At 67.6% G+C, this 17245-nt stretch carries 21 protein-coding genes; 15 read left to right on the top strand and 6 right to left on the bottom strand.

The features are described from left to right. The first annotated feature begins 66 nt into the window (after positions 1 to 66). The 7 genes from CD928_RS13060 to CD928_RS13090 all read left to right on the top strand — a co-directional run bounded on the left by CD928_RS13060 (position 67) and on the right by CD928_RS13090 (position 7162). Positions 67 to 2226, top strand: coding sequence for a prolyl oligopeptidase family protein (locus CD928_RS13060; RefSeq protein ID WP_176473578.1), 2160 nt, complete (start codon positions 67 to 69; stop codon positions 2224 to 2226). Beyond that, positions 2202 to 3335: a hypothetical protein gene (locus tag CD928_RS13065; protein WP_095387553.1), complete on the top strand. Its 1134-nt coding sequence runs from the start codon at positions 2202 to 2204 to the stop codon at positions 3333 to 3335. The genes CD928_RS13060 and CD928_RS13065 overlap by 25 nt, the downstream gene beginning before the upstream one ends. Before the next feature lie 55 nt (positions 3336 to 3390). Then, positions 3391 to 3885: a GAF domain-containing protein gene (locus CD928_RS13070; RefSeq protein ID WP_095387554.1), complete on the top strand. Its 495-nt coding sequence runs from the start codon at positions 3391 to 3393 to the stop codon at positions 3883 to 3885. A gap of 122 nt (positions 3886 to 4007) precedes the next feature. Then, positions 4008 to 4961, top strand: a complete 954-nt coding sequence (locus CD928_RS13075) for a glycine zipper 2TM domain-containing protein (RefSeq protein WP_095387555.1) — start codon at positions 4008 to 4010, stop codon at positions 4959 to 4961. A gap of 397 nt (positions 4962 to 5358) precedes the next feature. Then, positions 5359 to 5880 carry a hypothetical protein gene (locus tag CD928_RS13080; protein WP_141237153.1) on the top strand — a complete coding sequence of 174 codons (522 nt, stop codon included), beginning with the start codon at positions 5359 to 5361 and terminating at the stop codon, positions 5878 to 5880. A 155-nt stretch (positions 5881 to 6035) separates the two neighbouring features. Further along, positions 6036 to 6560: a hypothetical protein gene (locus CD928_RS13085; protein ID WP_255247160.1), complete on the top strand. Its 525-nt coding sequence runs from the start codon at positions 6036 to 6038 to the stop codon at positions 6558 to 6560. 170 nt (positions 6561 to 6730) lie between these two features. Continuing rightward, positions 6731 to 7162, top strand: a complete 432-nt coding sequence (locus tag CD928_RS13090; protein ID WP_095387557.1) for a PilZ domain-containing protein — start codon at positions 6731 to 6733, stop codon at positions 7160 to 7162. A 151-nt stretch (positions 7163 to 7313) separates the two neighbouring features. Here CD928_RS13090 and ctrA read toward each other — a convergent pair whose 3' ends face one another. Together ctrA and CD928_RS13100 are read right to left on the bottom strand one after the other, a co-directional pair. Next, positions 7314 to 8021: a response regulator transcription factor CtrA gene (ctrA, locus tag CD928_RS13095; protein ID WP_095387558.1), complete on the bottom strand. Its 708-nt coding sequence runs from the start codon at positions 8019 to 8021 to the stop codon at positions 7314 to 7316. A gap of 201 nt (positions 8022 to 8222) precedes the next feature. After that, complete coding sequence (locus CD928_RS13100; RefSeq protein ID WP_095387559.1) at positions 8223 to 9155, bottom strand: LysR family transcriptional regulator; 933 nt, start codon at positions 9153 to 9155, stop codon at positions 8223 to 8225. Positions 9156 to 9425: 270 nt separating this feature from the next. Here CD928_RS13100 and CD928_RS13105 point away from each other — a divergent pair, with 270 nt between their 5' ends. From CD928_RS13105 to CD928_RS13135, 7 genes are all read left to right on the top strand, one after another. Further along, positions 9426 to 10121, top strand: coding sequence for a pirin family protein (locus CD928_RS13105; RefSeq protein ID WP_095388045.1), 696 nt, complete (start codon positions 9426 to 9428; stop codon positions 10119 to 10121). Between the two features lie 89 nt (positions 10122 to 10210). Then, positions 10211 to 10807, top strand: coding sequence for an FMN-dependent NADH-azoreductase (locus CD928_RS13110; RefSeq protein WP_095387560.1), 597 nt, complete (start codon positions 10211 to 10213; stop codon positions 10805 to 10807). A gap of 8 nt (positions 10808 to 10815) precedes the next feature. Next, the gene (locus CD928_RS13115) at positions 10816 to 11634 is read left to right on the top strand and encodes a class III extradiol ring-cleavage dioxygenase (RefSeq protein ID WP_095387561.1); all 819 of its coding nucleotides are present in this window, start codon (positions 10816 to 10818) and stop codon (positions 11632 to 11634) included. A gap of 7 nt (positions 11635 to 11641) precedes the next feature. Continuing rightward, on the top strand, positions 11642 to 12325 hold the full coding sequence (locus CD928_RS13120) for an RluA family pseudouridine synthase (RefSeq protein WP_095387562.1): 684 nt from the start codon (positions 11642 to 11644) through the stop codon (positions 12323 to 12325). Then, the gene (gene arfB, locus CD928_RS13125) at positions 12318 to 12719 is read left to right on the top strand and encodes an alternative ribosome rescue aminoacyl-tRNA hydrolase ArfB (RefSeq protein ID WP_095387563.1); all 402 of its coding nucleotides are present in this window, start codon (positions 12318 to 12320) and stop codon (positions 12717 to 12719) included. The genes CD928_RS13120 and arfB overlap by 8 nt, the downstream gene beginning before the upstream one ends. Before the next feature lie 6 nt (positions 12720 to 12725). Further along, entirely contained in the window at positions 12726 to 13313 is a 588-nt protein-coding gene (locus CD928_RS13130) for an SOS response-associated peptidase (RefSeq protein ID WP_095387564.1), read from the top strand. Between the two features lie 88 nt (positions 13314 to 13401). After that, on the top strand, positions 13402 to 13725 hold the full coding sequence (locus tag CD928_RS13135) for a PilZ domain-containing protein (RefSeq protein ID WP_176473579.1): 324 nt from the start codon (positions 13402 to 13404) through the stop codon (positions 13723 to 13725). Between the two features lie 13 nt (positions 13726 to 13738). Here the strand turns inward: CD928_RS13135 and CD928_RS13140 are convergent, their stop codons facing one another. Continuing rightward, a complete protein-coding gene (locus CD928_RS13140; RefSeq protein WP_095387566.1) occupies positions 13739 to 14164 on the bottom strand; it encodes an EVE domain-containing protein in 426 nt (141 codons plus the stop codon). A 129-nt stretch (positions 14165 to 14293) separates the two neighbouring features. Here CD928_RS13140 and CD928_RS13145 point away from each other — a divergent pair, with 129 nt between their 5' ends. Next, the gene (locus tag CD928_RS13145; protein WP_095387567.1) at positions 14294 to 15223 is read left to right on the top strand and encodes an isopenicillin N synthase family oxygenase; all 930 of its coding nucleotides are present in this window, start codon (positions 14294 to 14296) and stop codon (positions 15221 to 15223) included. Between the two features lie 179 nt (positions 15224 to 15402). On the opposite strand, the gene CD928_RS13150 is transcribed toward CD928_RS13145, so the two are convergent. From CD928_RS13150 to CD928_RS13160, 3 genes are read right to left on the bottom strand one after another with little or no spacing between them, the layout of a single operon-like run. Then, positions 15403 to 15807 (bottom strand): ribose-phosphate pyrophosphokinase, encoded by a 405-nt coding sequence (locus CD928_RS13150; protein WP_095387568.1) that lies wholly within the window; start codon positions 15805 to 15807, stop codon positions 15403 to 15405. After that, the gene (locus CD928_RS13155; protein WP_217983764.1) at positions 15783 to 16601 is read right to left on the bottom strand and encodes a DUF1295 domain-containing protein; all 819 of its coding nucleotides are present in this window, start codon (positions 16599 to 16601) and stop codon (positions 15783 to 15785) included. Before CD928_RS13155 ends, CD928_RS13150 begins: the two co-directional genes overlap by 25 nt. Beyond that, entirely contained in the window at positions 16598 to 17230 is a 633-nt protein-coding gene (locus CD928_RS13160; protein WP_095387569.1) for a lysophospholipid acyltransferase family protein, read from the bottom strand. The genes CD928_RS13155 and CD928_RS13160 overlap by 4 nt, the downstream gene beginning before the upstream one ends. Positions 17231 to 17245 lie beyond the last annotated feature (15 nt).

Below are 17245 nucleotides of genomic sequence, written 5' to 3' on the forward strand. Positions count from 1 at the left end.
CCCAGCCCTTGCCGATGCGTACAGTGCCGCGCACGATTATTACCCGACGATGAGGATCGCCTTGCCATGTCCCGACCTTCCTTTCGCGCCCCGCTGGCGCTGGCCCTGCTGATGACGGCCCCTGCGACGGCGAACGCCGCGGAAACCGCGACGGCGGCGGCCCCCGCACCCGCGCTGACCTATCCCGACACGGTGCGCGGCGACACGGTCGACACGCAGTTCGGCGTCGACGTCGCCGACCCCTATCGCTGGCTCGAGGACGATGTCCGCGTCAATCCGAAGGTCGCGGCGTGGGTCGCGGCCGAGAATGAAGTCACCGACGCCTATCTGGACACGCTGCCGGGCCGCGACGTCTTCGCCAAGCGGATGACCGAGCTCTATAATTACGAGCGTTTCGGCCTGCCCGAAAAGGCGGGCAGCCGCTATTTCTACACGCGCAACGACGGGCTGCAGCCGCAGTCGGTCCTTTATGTCCGCGAAGGGCTGGCGGGCGAAGGCCGGGTGCTGATCGACCCCAACGCCTGGGCCAAGGACGGCGCGACCGCGCTCGCTGAATGGACGCCGTCGAAGGATGGCACGCATCTTCTCTATTCGGTGCAGGACGGCGGCACCGACTGGCGCATCGTCCGCGTGATGGACGTCGCGAGCGGCAAGGACCTGCCCGATGAAGTGCGCTGGGTGAAATTTTCGGCGCTCGACTGGGCGAAGGACGGCAGCGGCTTTTATTATTCGCGCTTTCCCGCGCCCGAGGCGGGCGAGGCCTTTCAGTCGCTCAACGAGAATCACGCGGTTTATTTCCACAGGCTCGGCACCCCGCAGTCGGAGGACGTGCTGATCCACGCCTCGCCCGACAAGCCCGCGCTCAACCATAGCGCCGAGGTCACCGACGACGGCCAATATCTGCTCGTGACCTCGTCCGAGGGTACCGACGAACGCTATGGGCTGACGCTCTACACGCTTGGCAAGAAAGGCGCGAAACCGCGCGTGCTCGTGGGCGATTATGCGAACAACTGGGAATATGTCGGCAACGAGGGCCCGCTCTTCATCTTCCTGACCAACAAGGACGCGCCGCGCCAGCGGCTCGTCGCGATGGACATCAGGAAGCCCACGGCGCTGACGCCGCTGGTCACGGAGAATGAGGCGACGCTGGTCGGCGCCTCGCAGGTCGGCAACCGCATCATCCTCTCCTATCTCGGCGATGCGAAGTCGGAGGCGCGGATGGTGACCTTGGGCGGCCAGCCGGTCGCCGAGATCAACCTCGCCGACATCGGCTCGGCCTCGGGCTTCGGCGGCAAGCCGGGCGACCCCGAGACCTTCTACGCCTTTTCGAGCTACGCGCGGCCGACGACCATCTATCGGCTCGACACGGTGACCGGGGCGAGCAGCGTCTTCGCCGAGCCCAAGCTGACCTTCGACCCCAAGCAATTCTCGGTCGAGCAGCGCTTCTATAAATCGAAGGACGGCACCGAGGTGCCGATGTTCCTGGTGATGAAGAAGGGGATCGACCGCAGCAAGGGTTCGCCGACGCTGCTTTACGGCTATGGCGGCTTCAACATCTCGATGACCCCCGCCTTCTCGCCGACCAAGCTCGCCTGGGTCGACAAGGGCGGCGTGCTCGCGATCGCGAACCTGCGCGGCGGCGGCGAATATGGCAAGGCGTGGCACGATGCCGGGCGGCTCGACAAGAAGCAGAACGTCTTCGACGATTTCATCGCTGCGGGCGAATTTCTGATCGGCGAAGGCATCACCGGCAAGGGCCAACTCGCGATCGAGGGCGGGTCGAACGGCGGACTGCTCGTCGGCGCGGTGACCAACCAGCGCCCCGACCTGTTCGCCGCCGCGCTGCCCGCGGTCGGGGTGATGGACATGCTGCGCTTCGACCGTTTCACCGCCGGGCGCTATTGGGTCGACGATTATGGCTATCCGTCGAAGGAGGCGGATTTCCGTAACCTGCTGACCTATTCGCCCTATCACAACATCAAGGACGGCGTGGCGTATCCCGCGGTGCTGGTGACCACCGCCGATACCGACGACCGCGTGGTGCCGGGGCACAGCTTCAAATATACCGCCGCGCTCCAGCACGCCGACGCGGGCGACAAGCCGCACCTCATTCGCATCGAGACGCGCGCGGGTCACGGGTCGGGCAAGCCGACCGACAAGATCATCGCCGAGGCCGCCGACAAATATGCCTTCGCCGCGAAATGGACCGGGCTGAGCGTCGAATAGGGCGGGCGCTGGCGCGTACCGCCGCGATCCTCGCGCTTGCGGCGTTCGTGCTGTGGGCGCTGCTTCCCGACGGCGAGGCGGCGCGGATCGAGCGGCGCGCCGATTGCTACGACCCCGCGCGCCTGCCACCGATCACGCCGCTCGCCGACGGACGGCGGGCGATGCGGCTCCGCGTCCTTCTCTACAATGTCGAAGGCCTGCCCTTTCCGGCGCGGCTCGAACGCAAATATGAACTCGGGCGCATCGCGGCCTGGCTGGAACGGCGCCGCGCTTCGGGGCGGGCGCCCGATATTCTCTTCCTGCACAAGGCCTTCACCCCCGCAGCGTCGGCGATCGCGCGGGCGGGCGATTACGACTGGATCCTTCCCGGCCCGTCGCGCGGCGTTCGGCGCAACCCCGCCGCGGCGGCGCCCCGCCCCACCGGTTACGACGCCGGCGCGCGGTGGTTCAAGGGCGAGGCGATCGGCAAACGGCTCGACAGCGGGCTTTATATTGCGACCGACCTGCCGCTTTTCATCGACGAAGCCGCACCGTTCAGCACCGCCGCCTGCGCGGGCTACGACTGCCTCGCCAACAAGGGCGGCGAGGTGGCGACGCTGATCATCCCCGGCGTCCCGGAACCGCTCCGGCTGTTCAACACGCACCGCAATTCGCTGACACCTTCGGGCGTCGCCGCCTCGCGTGCCGAGGCCGCGCATCGGGTGCAGACGTATGAGAATGACGCCTTGCTCGCGCAAAGCATGGCCGGGCCGATGATCGCGGCGGGCGATTTCAACATGCGGCGCGCGGGCGATCGCACGGGCCGGTTCGCGAGCGATCCCGGGTTCCGGTTGATCGCTCCCCAGCCCGGCAATGCAATGGCCGCGCGATCCGCGGCGATGACCGATGACAGCGCATGGGCGGCGCTGCAGGACCTGATCGGGGTCGCGAGCGGGTCACGCGTTGAGGTGGTTCCGCTTGCAGTGACCAGCCTGTTCGACGGCATCCACGGACCGCGCCTGTCCGATCACAATGCGACCTATGCGGTCGTCGAGTTGCGCTGGCGCGGCGACGACCCCCGGCTCGCGCGCTTCGCTCCGCCCCCGTGCAAACGACCAAAGGCGATTTGACGCCGGCGCATCCCGATCCCATCTACGCAGCGTTGCTCAATCGAAAGCCCCGCCCATGTCCTACGCCCTCGCCTTCACCGCCACCGATCCCGCCGAACGCTGGGCCGAGGCCGCCGACGCCGCGGTGGCGCTGGTCGCGGGGGAGCCCGACGCGATCGCCAACATGGCGAATGTCGCGGCGCTGATCTGGCAGGCGATCCCCGACCTCAACTGGGCGGGCTTCTATCGCTTCGACGGGACCGAACTCGTCCTCGGCCCCTTTCAGGGCAAGGCCGCGTGCATCCGCATCGCGCTCGACAAGGGCGTGTGCGGCGCCGCGGCGCGGCTGCGCGCGAGCCAGCGCGTCGACGACGTCCTCGCCTTTCCCGGCCACATCGCCTGCGATACCGCGAGCCGCAGCGAACTCGTCGTGCCGGTCGTCGCGGATGACCGCCTGATCGGCGTCCTCGACCTCGACAGCCCGCTGCCTTCGCGCTTCACGCCCGACGACCAGGCGGGCGCCGAAGCGCTGGTCGCGCGCATCGCCGCGGCCCTCGCGGGCCAAACATGACCCAGAATGGGACGCTATGCAGGGTTAACGGATTCGCGGGTTCCCCGGCTTTTTGCTAAACAAACTGTTAACCAGCCGCTTGTCGCTCACCGGGCGACGGCCGCTGAAACAGGGAGTTAGCCATGCGCACAGTCTTGCTCTTGGGAATTGCGGCAGGGTCGCTGCTGCTGTCGGGCCACGCGTCGAGCGCCGAAGCGCCGATGCCCGCGCCGCACGGCGCGGCGACGCTGGCGCAGCGCGCCGCCTTCGGCGACGACCCGCGCCCCTCGCTCGACTATGGCGCGCCGACGGCATCCGACACCCGCGTCTACACCGGCTATCCCGACCGCGTCCCGAGCGAGGTCGAATATCGCCGCGGCACGACCTATCCCGCGCCGCCGCCGCCCGACGCGGTCTACAGCGGCACCTATGATGCCGAAGGACGCTGGACCGGCACCTGGGACGGCACCTACGAGGCGCCCGACGGACGCCGCTACGACGGGCGCTACGAAGGCACGGTCGAGGGGCGCCCCGGCGTCGACTATCCCCCGCCGCCGCCTTATGACGAAGCCTATCGCGGCGGCCCGGACCCGCGCCATGACGCCGACATGGAACGCCGCTGCGGCCAAGGCAACGCCGTCGGCGGCGCGGTCGTCGGCGGGCTGATCGGGGGCGTCGCGGGGAACCGCATCGCCGGCCGCGGCAATCGCACCGCCGGAACGCTGATCGGCGGCGGCGTGGGCGCGATCGCGGGCGCCGCGATCGGCAGCGAAGCCGACCGCAAGCGGTGCGAAAGCTGGTGGGCGAGCCGCAGCCAGTATCAGGGCGGCTATTACCAAGGCGCCCCTTATCCCGGCGGCTATTACCCTGGAGCCACCAGCGTCTACCAGCACGGCTATGGCTATGGCTATGGGTACGGCTATGGCTGGTACACGCCGGGCGTGGTGGTTACGACGATCATCACCAACGGCGCCCCGGTCGTCACCGAGACGGTCGAGACCTCGACCCGCACCTATTATGAGACGGTGCCGGTGCGCAAACGCCATGTCGCCAAGAAGAAATGGAAGCCGAAACCCAAGCCGCGCTGCGTCTGCTGACGCGGCCGAACCGACCGGAGAATATGGGCCCGCCATCCGATGGATGGCGGGTTCCTTGTTTTTGGGGATGACACCGCCTGCAAGTGCGTGTCGGCTTTGGGGTGGGGAGCGGACGATCCTCCCTGTCGCGCAGCGATGGGGAGGTGGCAGCCCGCAGGGCTGACGGAGGGGCCGAGCGCGAAGCGCTCGCTGTGCTCGCGGCCCCTCCACCATCCTTCGGATGGTCCCCCTCCCCACGGCTGCGCCGCAGGGAGGATCTTATGGCCACTCCCGGCCGCCCCGCCATCCGCAGCCCGTCGCACGTCCGCCACGGTTCAGCGGCGCGAAAGCATGGGGCGGCTATGCCCGGCGCATTGCGGGCCGGATCGTTCCTCGCCCGCCATGGAGTCACCGAGCGATGCGGAGATTGACCGGCCTGACGACCGCCGCGGCGGTCCTGTTCACCACCATCGGACTCAGCGCGACCCCCGCCGAGGCGCGCGGCCGTCACGGCGGCTGGGGCTATCGCCATCACGACCGGATCGACGCCGGCGACGTGATCGGCGGCCTGTTCGTCATCGGCGCGATCGCGGCCATCGCCAGCGCGGTGAGCAAGGACGGGCGCGACCGCGACGGCCGGTACGAACCGCCCTATCGCGACGAACCGCGCGACGAGCCCTATGACCAGCCGCAGGAGGTGCGCCCCTATCAGGACGGCGCCTATGGTTCGGGCGAAGCCGAGGCGCGCGCCAGCGATGCGTGCAGCTGGGCGGCCGAGGGCGAACTCGGCGACGGCGCGCGTGTCGACGGCATCACCGAAGCGCGTCCGAACGACGGCGGCTGGTACGTCACCGGCACGGTGTCGGCGCCCGATGGCCCGACGCGCAGCTTTGGCTGCAGCTATCGCGGCGGCCGCGTGGTCGACGTCAGCTTCGGCTGATCCGAGCGTAAAGACTGCTCGCCTTCCTGAACGTAGGACAACCCAGGCTGAACCTTGGATAAGCGGGAGGTTCAGCACCATGTCACCCCCGCCTTGGTAGACCGTCACCAACAGGCCGCGATTTCGCGCTGCCTGACGGTGAAGGAGACCGAACCATGGCTCAGATGATCAAAACGTCTTTGACCAAGGCCGCGATTGGTGCGGCCGCCGCCGGCGCGTTGCTGAGCGCCACACCCGCAATGGCGCGCGACCGTTACGACCGCGACGGCATCAGCGCGGGCGAGATCATCGCCGGCGCCGTCGTGCTCGGCGGCCTCGCCGCGATCCTGTCTTCGGACAATGATCGCTACGACCGTTACGACGATCACTATCGCGGTCGGTACAACGACCCGCGTTACGGCTATGGCTATGATTATGGCCGCTATGGCGACAGCCGCAGCGCGGTGAACCAGTGCGTGCGCGCGGTCGAGCGCAGCGGCAGCCGCTATGGCCGCGCCGACGTCACCCAGGTGACGAGCATCGACCGCAAGCGCGACGGCTACAAGGTCAAGGGCCGCGTCGTCGTCCGCGACGGCTATGGCGGCCGCTGGGGCCGCGGCGGCTATTACGACAAGGGCAAGTTCAGCTGCGACGTCCGCTACGGCCGCATCCACGACCTCGATTTTTCGGGCCTGCGCTGAGCACCCGAACGGAAGAATGCGGGAGCCCGCCGGTCTTCGACCGGCGGGCTCCTTGCGCAGGCGGCATCCTCGGATGATGACCGAATATTTACCTTCCTTCTTTATGGAGTCGCATGGGGCCATAATGACCGCCGGGTGTGGGTGACCGGGCGGCTGGAACTGGGTCGCGCATGTCTTATCCCGAGGCCGAATCCGCCTCCACGGCAGCCGAAAAGCGCCAGCCGCGCCAGTCGCGCCTGGTGAAGGCGGCGCTCGCCTGCGCGCGCTTCGGCCAGTTCGACGTCACTATCCGCAACGTGTCGCAGACCGGCATCGGCGGCCAGGCGCCGCACGGGCTGAACCTGGGCGAGCGAGTGACGCTGTTCCTGCCGGGGCACGACCCGATGATGGGCACCGTCCGCTGGGTCGTCGACCGCCGCTTCGGCATCGAAACCGACGCGGAGATTTTCCCCGGCCGGCTGCGCGCCGCGCACGGCGACGAGCTGGTGGCGGCCGACAGCCGCGCCGATTTCCAGATCATGCCGCCGCCGAAAGTCTCCGCGTGGCGCCCGGGGCTGCTTCAGACGCAGCCCTTGCCCGGCCATTACGGCCGCAAGGGCTAGGGTCAGGACCCAGGGCGTTTCAAATTCTCGCCATCTCCGTCCAGTCGAAGGGAAATGGAGCGTCGGAATTCAACGATGACTTCCGACCCGACCACAAGAAAACCGGCGCGGATCGCTCCGCGCCGGTTTCTTTGGTGCATATGCGTTAGCGTCAGGCGACGCGGCGGACTTCGTTGCCGTCGTCGTCGATGTCGCGCAGCACATAGCCGCGGCCCCAGACCGTCTCGATATAATTTTCGCCGTTGCAGGCGAGCGCCAGCTTCTTCCTGAGCTTGCAGATGAAGACATCGATGATCTTCAGCTCGGGCTCGTCCATTCCGCCATAAAGATGGTTCAGGAACATTTCCTTGGTCAGCGTCGTGCCCTTGCGGAGCGAAAGCAGCTCGAGCATCTGATATTCCTTGCCGGTCAGATGCACGCGCACGCTGTCGACCTCGACCGTCTTGGTGTCGAGATTGACCGCGAGCTTGCCCGTCTTGATCACGCTCTGGCTGTGGCCCTTCGAGCGGCGGACGACCGCATGGATGCGGGCGACCAGCTCGTCGCGGTGGAAGGGCTTGGTGACATAGTCGTCGGCGCCGAAGCCGAACGAGCGCACCTTCGAATCCATTTCGGAAATGCCCGACAGGATCAGCACCGGCGTCTGCACCTTCGCGGTGCGGAGCTTCTTCAGCACGTCGTAGCCGTGCATGTCGGGCAGGTTCAAATCGAGCAGGATGATGTCGTAATCATAGAGCTTGCCGAGATCCAGGCCCTCTTCGCCCAGGTCGGTGGTGTAGACGTTGAAGCCCTCGGTGGTGAGCATCGTGTCGATCGCCTTCGCGGTCGTCGGCTCGTCCTCGATCAGCAATACACGCATTGGGCACCCCTTCGACTGTTTCCCACGATGGCCCCGCGAACCGATCGCCGGGCCATCATGAATGTCGCGGCGGATCGATCCCCTGTTGCGGGACTGCCGGACCATTAACCACGAAACTAATGAAGGGAAAAGGTTAATTTTGGTTTAACCCGCAGAAATCCACGAGTCGCGGGGAATCCGGCTTCGTCGGACACGGGGTTTTCACGCGCGCTCGGCCCCGTGCCGCGGATCCCCCGCCCCGCTGCAGGACCGTTTCAGCGCATCGACGAGATAGTCGGAAAGCGCCCGCACGCGCGCGGGGCGCAGCCGCGAGGGCGGTGAGAGCAGGTGCAGATGCGCCTGCGGCAGCGACCAGTCGGTGAGGATGCGGACGAGCGCGCCCGACACCAGCGCCTCCTCGGCGATGAAGTCGGGCAGCACTGCGATCCCGCCCCCCGCGACCAGCCACGGCACCGCGATGTCGCCATTGTTGGCAAAGAGCGGCCCCGCGGGCACGACCGTCGCCTCCTCCTTCTCGCGGTGAAAGCGCAGCGGGATCGCGCGTTCGCGGTGGCCGTAGCCGAGGAGCCGGTGGCGCGCGAGGTCGAGCGGGTGGCGCGGCGTGCCGGTCTTTTCCAGATAGGCGGGGCTCGCCATCACCGATGCCGCGACCGGCGCGATGGTGCGCGCGAGCAGCGTCGAATCGTCGAGGCTCGCGATGCGCAGCGACAGGTCGATCCCCTCGGCGACGAGGTCGTGACGCGCGTCGCTCAGCATCACCTCGATCTCCACCGCCGGATGCCGCTCGAGGAAGGCGGCGAGCGGCGGGCCGAGCACCTTGATCCCGAAGCTCATCGGCGCCGCGAGGCGGATCGGCCCGGCAAGGTCGACCCGGTCGCCGCGCGCCGCCTCGGTCGCGGTCGCCGCCGCGACCATCGCGCGCGCTTCGCCCAGCAGTCCCGCGCCGGCGGTCGACACGGCGACGACGCGCGAACTGCGATGCAGCAAGGTGATGCCGAGCGATGCCTCGAGCCGTGTCACTGCCTTCGACACGCTCGCCTTCGACAAGCCGAGCGCGGCGGCGGCGGCGGTGAAGCTGCCGCCGTCGGCGACGGCGACGAAACAGGCCCAGCCTTCATAATCGGGAAGCGACATTCTTCTCTCCTTAGCCCCTCCCCTTCAGGGGAGGGCAGCGAGACTTGCGAGCTTGCTCGCTAGTCGCAGCGGGTGGGGTCCATCGGCCTTGCGCAAGGCCGATGGACCCCACCCCAACCCCTCCCCTGAAGGGGAGGGGCTTCTTGTCCTATCGACTTAAAATTGGAAACGATGATTTTCCATCTACGCTATTTTAGAAACGATCCAAACCCTTATCTTGGCATCAACACCACGCCGATGGGCGTGACGACAGACAAGAAAGGAACGGCCATGATCGACATTCGCAAATTCGACAGCCTCGGCCACGCCGACCACGGCTGGCTCGACGCGCGTCATCACTTCTCCTTCGCGAACTATTATGACGAGAGCCGGATGGGCTGGGGCGCATTGCGCGTCTGGAACGACGATGCGATCGCGGCGCAGGCGGGCTTTCCCCCGCACCCGCACCGCGACATGGAAATCATCACCTATGTCCGCACCGGCGCGATCACCCATCGCGACTCGATGGGCAATAGCGGCCGCACCGCGGCGGGTGATGTCCAGGTGATGAGCGCCGGCACCGGCGTGACGCACAGTGAGTTCAACCTCGAGGACGAGGAAACGACGCTGTTCCAGATCTGGATCCTGCCCGATCGTGACGGCGGCAATCCCGGCTGGGGTGCGCGCCAGTTCCCCAAGGCCGATCGTTCGGGCCAGTTCGTGACGCTGGCGAGCGGGATCGAGGGCGATGAGGCGCTGCCGATCCGCGCCAACGCCCGTGTCGCGGCGGCGACGGTGAACGCTGGCGAGACGCTGTCCTACGACCTCGACGCCGGGCGCCACGCCTATCTGGTCGCCGCCAAGGGCCGCATCCGCGTCAATGGCGAGGATGCCGATCCGCGCGACGGCATCGCGATCCGCGACGTCGGCACCATCACCGTCGAAGCGATCGACGACGCCGAACTGGTGCTGGTCGACAGCCTCTGAAGAGCCTCCCCCCGGGCCGCCGCCTGTCCCCCTCCCTTGCGGCGGCGGCCCACCCCTTCTCCCCTCACACAGTCCAAGGAGTATCTGCCATGACCCATATTCTTCGCATCGACGCCAGCGCCCGCAACCAGGGTTCGACCACGCGCGCGCTCGCCGACCAGCTCGTGAGCCGCCTCGTCGAACAGGATTACGGCGCGACGGTCACCCGCCGCGACCTCAACGCGACCCCGCCCGCCCTGCTCACCGAAAACTGGGTCGGCGCCAATTTCACCGACGAGGCCGAGCGCAGCGATGAACAGAAGGCGCTGCTCGCCGGATCGGACGAACTGATCGCCGAGCTCGAAGCCGCCGACACGATCGTGATCACCGCGCCGATCTATAATTTCGCGATCCCCGCCTCGCTGAAGGCCTGGGTCGACATGATCGCCCGCGCCCGCCGCACCTTCCGCTACACCGAAGCCGGCCCCGAGGGCCTGCTGACCGGCAAGCGCGCCTATATCGTCTTCGCCTCGGGCGGCGTGCCGCTGGGCAGCGCGGTCGATTTCGCGAGCGGATACCTCAAACACATCCTCGGCTTCGTCGGCATCACCGACGTGACGATCATCGCCGCCGACGGTCACCTGATGGACGGCGAAGCGATCGCGCGCGCCACCACGGCGATCGACACGCTGCAGCAAGCGGCCTGAGCCACGCGATGCAGCGGCTTCCCAGCCTGTTCCTTTCGCACGGGTCGCCGATGCTGTCGCTGGAGCCCAGTCCGGCGCGGGATTTCCTCGCCGGACTGGGCAACCGGCTGCCGCGTCCGCAGGCGATCCTGGTCGTCTCGGCACATCATGACGCGGCGCATCAGGGCGGCCGCGCGACCGTTACGGCCTCCCTCGCACCGCCGACGATCCACGATTTCGGCGGTTTCCCGGACGAACTTTTCGCGATGCGTTATCCGGCGCCGGGCGATCCGGCGCTCGCGGCGCGCATCGCCGCCTTGCTCGGCGCGCAGGGCCTCGACGTGACGCCCGACGCGGCGCGCGGGCTCGACCATGGTGCATGGGTTCCCCTCTCGCTGGTCTATCCGGACGCCGATATTCCGGTCGTCCAGCTCTCGATCGCCTCCAGCGCGACGCTCGAATGGCATCATGCGCTGGGCCGGGCCCTCATCCCGCTTCGCGACGAAGACGTGCTGATCGTCGGATCGGGCAGCATGACGCACAATCTGCGCGCGCTGTTCTCGGCGCGCCCCGCGGTCGATGCACCCGCGGCCGGGTGGGTCACCGCCTTCGCCGACTGGGTTGCCGAGCGCCTGGCCGCGGGCGCGGTCGACGACGTACTGCACGCGGTCGAGCGCGCGCCGCACGGCCGCGACAATCATCCGACGATGGATCATATCCTGCCGCTGTTCGTCGCGATGGGCGCCGGCGGCGAGCCGTTCGAGGCCGAGCGGCTGCACGCCAGCACCACCTATGGCCTGCTCGCGATGGACGTTTACGCTTTCGGCGAGGGAGCACGCCGCCTATAGCGCGGCGATGCTCCTTTCAGATCGCATCCTTTTTCTCGACGGCGAGGCCATGGTCCTCGACAAGCCGGCGGGCCTGCCCGTCGACGCACCGCGCGACGGCAGCCTCAGCCTCGAAAATCATCTCGATTCGCTGCGCTTCGGCTTCAAGCGCTGGCCGCTCGCGGTCCATCGGCTCGACCGCGACACCTCGGGCTGTTTGCTGCTCGCGCGCAATCCCAAGGCGCACGGGCGCTTCACCCGCGCGTTCGAAAACCGCGCGGTCGAGAAGCAATATCTCGCGATCCTCGACGGCGTGATCGAAGCCGACAGCGGCACGATCGACCTGCCGCTTTCCAAGACTTCGACCGCCGAGGAGGGCTGGCGCATGATCAGCGATCCGAAAGGCAAGCCGTCGGTGTCGCATTGGGAAAAGCTCGCTGTCGTCGAAGGCCGCAGCCTGTTGCGCTTCCGCCCCGAAACCGGCCGCACGCATCAGCTTCGCGTCCATGCGCTCGAAGGGCTCGGCTTTCCGCTCGTCGGCGATCCGGTCTACGGGCGCGGCGGCACGCGGACGCGCACCTTGCTCCACGCCGAACGACTGGTGGTGAAACGTGACGTCAAGCCGCCAATTATCGCCGAGGCGCCCTTCCCCGACGCCTTCGTCGCGCTGGGCTTCGCCGCGCCGGAGGGAGCGGCGCCGACCCGTGGCTGAGATTCCCGAGAGCGCGATCACCGAGAAGTTCCTCGCAGGCACCGGTCCCGGCGGGCAGAATGTCAATAAGGTCGCGACCGCGTGCCAGCTTCGCGTCAACGTTTATGCGCTGGGCCTCGCCCCCGATGCGTATAAAAGGCTGAAGCAGCTCGCGGGCAGCCGGATGACGACCGAAGGCGAGCTGGTCATCCTCGCGCGCCGCTATCGCACCCAGGAAGCGAACCGCGCCGATGCGCGCGAACGGCTGAACGCGCTGGTCGATGCCGCGCTGGTGCGCCCCGAACGGCGCATCAAGACCAAACCGAGCAAGGCCGCCAAGGCGCGCCGCGTCGACAGCAAGAAGGCGCGCAGCACGGTCAAGGCCGGACGCGGACGGGTGCGCGGGACCGACTAAAGCCGGATGACCAACCTTTACCGCCTCGACGCGCCCGCGGGCGCGATCGCCGTGGCCTTCGATGCCGAGGCCGGCGACGATCCCTGGACCGGCGATTATGTCGCGCCCGGCCGTCCCGCCCCAGTGATCGTCAGCGACGGACGCGGCGGATCGCGCCGCTTTCTGCGCCCCCGATTGTGGGGGGTTCCGCCGCCCCCGCAAGGCACGCGCCCGGTAACCACCGTCCGTAACCTTCAAAGCCCCTTCTGGATCGGCACGCTGCGGCATCCCGAACTGCGCTGTCTGGTGCCCGCGACCGCCTTCGCCGAATGGTCGGGAGCCCAGGGCGCGAAGCGGCAGCACTGGTTTTCGGTCGCCTCCCGCCCGATCTTCGCCTTCGCGGGAATCCAGCGGCAGATCGAGGACTGGCCCGGCTTCGCGATCCTGACGACCGATCCCAACCGGCTGGTCGCGCATTATCAGCCCAAGGCGATGCCGGTCATCCTCCAGGCCGAGGATCACGACCGCTGGCTGACCGCCGACTGGCGCGAAGCGGCCGCGCTCGTCGCCGCCTATCCCGGCCAGTCGATGACGGTCGGCGACGCGCCGCCTTAACCAGAAGGCTTCACCATCGGCTTTGACCTGCCGGTAACCATCGGCGCGATAGAAATCTCGAATCGAATCGCACCAGGGATCGCCAGCCGTGTCGGGAAAAAACAGCAGCATCACCAAACCCGCGCCGGAGGGGCGCCGCGCCGCGCGCACCGACGTGTCCGCGCGGGCGCGCCTTCGCGAGGCGGGCATGAACCCGTTCGACGTCGACCTGTTCGACCTTTCGTCGACGGGATTTCGCTTTTTCTCCTATTCGCCCCCCGCTGTGGACACCCATCTGTGGGTGAACCTGCCCGGCCTGCAGCTGCTCGAAGCGGTCGTCCGCCGCGTCGACGGCACCAATTGCGGCTGCGAGTTCGTCAGCCCGCTGCACCCGTCGGTGACGCAGCATATGCAGGCCAAGCTGCGCAAATAGGCCGGTTCCGGCTTCAGCTTTGCGGCTTTTCCGACTTCTTCAGGACATGCTTCCACTCGTTGGGCGTCACGCGACCGACCGACAGGCGCGACAGGCGGACGAGATCCATGTCGGCGAGCTTCGGGTCGGCCTTGATCGCGGCGAGCGTCACCGGATGCGCGAGCGGCCGCACCGGTTCGACGCGCACGACCACCCAGGGCGAGCCCTCGTCGGCGGTCGGATCGGGAAAGGCGGCCTCGGTGATCTTCATGATCCCGACGCACTCCTTGCCGATATTGCTGTGATAGAAGAGCGCCTCGTCGCCGACCTTCATTGCCTGCATGTTGAGCTTCGCCGTGTGGTTGCGCACGCCGTCCCAGATGCCGCTGCCGTCCTGGACCAGCGTATCCCAGCCATAGACGTCGGGTTCGGATTTCATCAGCCAATATTGCTTTGCCATGGCGGCGGGCTTAGCCGAGCCGACCGCGCGACGGAACCGCCTTTTTCCCTTTAACCGTCCGGCGCCAGCGCCTAAATCGCAGCTATGACGCGCCCTGGGCGCGACCCCTAACAGATGGATTCCAACCGTATGACCGCCGCCGTTCCCGTCATTTCCCTGTCGCTTCCCGCCGAGCAATTCGCGCACGACTTCGGCGCCTCGTTCGAGCGCTTCGGCTTCGCGATGATCACCGATCATGGCATCGACCCGGCGCTGATCGACGATGCCTGGGTGAAGGCGAAGGCCTTTTTCGCGCTGCCCGAGGCAGCGAAGCGCGCCTATCACATCCCCGGCGGCGGCGGCGCGCGCGGCTACACGCCGTTCGGGACCGAGATCGCCAAGGGTGCGAAAGAGGTCGACCTCAAGGAATTCTGGCACGTCGGCCGCGACCTGCCCGCAGGCCACAAGCTCGCCGCGCAGCAGCCGAACAACGTCTGGCCCGCCGAGGTCGCGGGCTTCCGCGCCACCTATGACAAGCTGTTCGCCGAATTCGACCGCGTCGGCGGCCGATTGCTCTCGGGCATAGCCCGCTATCTCGGCCTCGCCCCCGATTTCTTCGACGACACGGTCAAGGACGGCAACAGCGTGATGCGTCTGCTCCACTATCCGCCGGTCGAGGGACCCGCGAAGGGCATCCGCGCCGAGGCGCACGAGGACATCAACACGATCACCCTGCTGCTCGGCGCTGAGGAGGCGGGGCTCGAGATCCTCGACAAGGACGGAAGCTGGCTCCCCGTCAGCCCGCCGGCCGGGGCGATGGCGGTCAATGTCGGCGACATGCTGCAGCGGCTGACCAACAACCGCCTGCCCTCGACCACCCACCGCGTCCGCAACCCCGACGCGGGCCGCGCCAGCGTCGCGCGCTATTCGATGCCCTTCTTCCTGCATTTCCGCTCGGACTATCCGATCGAGACGCTCGAGAATTGCGTCGATGTGTCGCACCCGAACCTCTATCCGGAGCCGATCACCGCGGACGAGTATCTGCAGGAGCGGCTACGCGAGATCGGATTGAAGAAATAAAGAAGGTGGCCGCTTTGGGGTGGGTTTGAGCCATTCCCCTCCCTTTTAGGGAGGGGTTAGGGGTGGGTGCGCGAGCGGAGCGAGCCCACGAAAGAACGCCGCCTTCGGCGGCTACCCACCCCCAGCCCCTCCCTAGAAGGGAGGGGAGAAGGTATGGCCGCTTCCGGCCGGAAGCCGTCCTACCGCCCCTCCCAAAAATCGAACACCGCCTGCTGCTGCTCCCGAATGAAGCGCGCGGCGCTCGCGCCTTCCCACGGGCCGTCGTAGCCGAGAAGCAGCGCGGTACCGCCGACCCACCAGCCCTGCCCCGGCAGCCGGTCGCTTTCGCGCACCACCAGCACCGCGAGGTCGGGCTCGCCATCGAGCGCGCACAGGCGGTCGACCTCGGCGAGCGTCTTGCAGACCGCGCGCATCTTGGGCCGGGTGAAGCGGAAGCCGAGGTCGCCGAGCAGCTCCGAATAGCTGACGCTGCGCCCCTCGCGCGCCGCTTCGGTCAGGATCGCGCGGATGCGCGGCGCGTCGCCGAGCGCGCTCGCGTCAGCCGCGGTCGCCTCGTCGCCTAGCCCTTGGTCTTTGGCGGCCATGGGAGGAATCCGGAGGTGCGCTGGACATAATCGGCATAGCCGGGGCGCGACTTGTGCAGCCCCTTTTCGAGCAGCGCCTTGCCCGACCATTTCGTGAGGGTGAAGGTGAGGAAGATGGGGCCGATGATGCTCGCCAACGCCACCCACAGCCCGGCGTCGGCGGCGACGAGCCAGATGCCCCACCAGGTCAGCGTGTCGCCGAAATAATTCGGATGGCGCGTGTAGCGCCAGAGGCCGGTGTCGAGCACTTTGCCGCGGTTGTCGGGGTCCTTGCGGAAGGCATGGAGCTGCGCGTCGCCGATGCCCTCGAACGCGATGCCCGCGAGCGCGGCGAAGGTGCCGAGCGCCGCGACCCAGCCCGCGGTCGCGGGCGGGGTCGTCGCGCTCGCCCAGATGCCGAGCTGCGCCGGCAGGCAGGTGAGGAACAGCAGCGGCGCCTGGGTCAGGAACACCGAGACCAACGCCGCGGTACCCCAGCTCCAGCCGCGCTGCTCGATGACGCTGGCGAGGATCCTGCGGTAGCGCGGGTCCTCGCCATTGGCACGCCAGCGCAGGAACAGATGCGCGGCGAGGCGCAGGCCCCACAGGGTCACGAGGAGCAGCAGAAGCTGGGTCCGGACGCCCTCGAAGCCCGCCTGGAGGGCGGTGCCCCACGCGAGCAGCACTATGCCGAACGCCCAGAAGGCGTCGATGAACGAGACATCGCGGATCGTCCGCGCCGCGATCCACAGCCCGAGGATCACGGCCATCAGGCCGGCGAAATTGATCGCCAATGTCTGCCAGAGCCCCATCATGCCGCCACCGCTCCTTCGTCACCCTCCCCTAATATATCGGAGAGCGAACGCACAGCCCGGTCGGGATATTTGGGGGTGCAGTCGCGATAGACCGCCAGCACCTTCTCCATATCGGCGCGAAAGTCGCCGGTCGGCCAGATGGCCGGGCCGAACCCCCCGGTCTTGCGGCCATAGTCCATCAGCCCGACGACCATCGGCACCTTCGCCGCCATCGCGATATGATAGAAACCGGTGCGCCATTTCCTGGTCTTGCGCCGCGTGCCCTCGGGCGCGACGGTGAGCATGAATTCGTCGCGGCGCGCGAACTCGGCGACCATCGCCTCGACATGATTATGCCCGCCTGTCCGGTCGACGGGGATGCCGCCCATCTGACGCATGAAGCCGCCGAGCGGCCATCGGAACAGCGACAACTTGCCCATGAAATGCGGGCGGATGTCCTTGTCGGCGGTGAGGCCGAGGTAATAGAGGAAGTCCCAATTGCTCGTGTGCGGCGCGGCGATGATGATGAAGCGGCGCGGCTCGGGCACCTCGCCCACCGCGGTCCAGCCCTGGCGGCGGTAGAACCACAGCATCGCCGCGCGCACGAAACGCGCGAGCGGACCCGGTGGGTGATCGTCGAAAGCAGCCACCGATTCTCCCCTCTT

Source organism: Sphingopyxis sp. GW247-27LB (assembly GCF_002277025.1).
Taxonomy (GTDB): domain Bacteria; phylum Pseudomonadota; class Alphaproteobacteria; order Sphingomonadales; family Sphingomonadaceae; genus Sphingopyxis.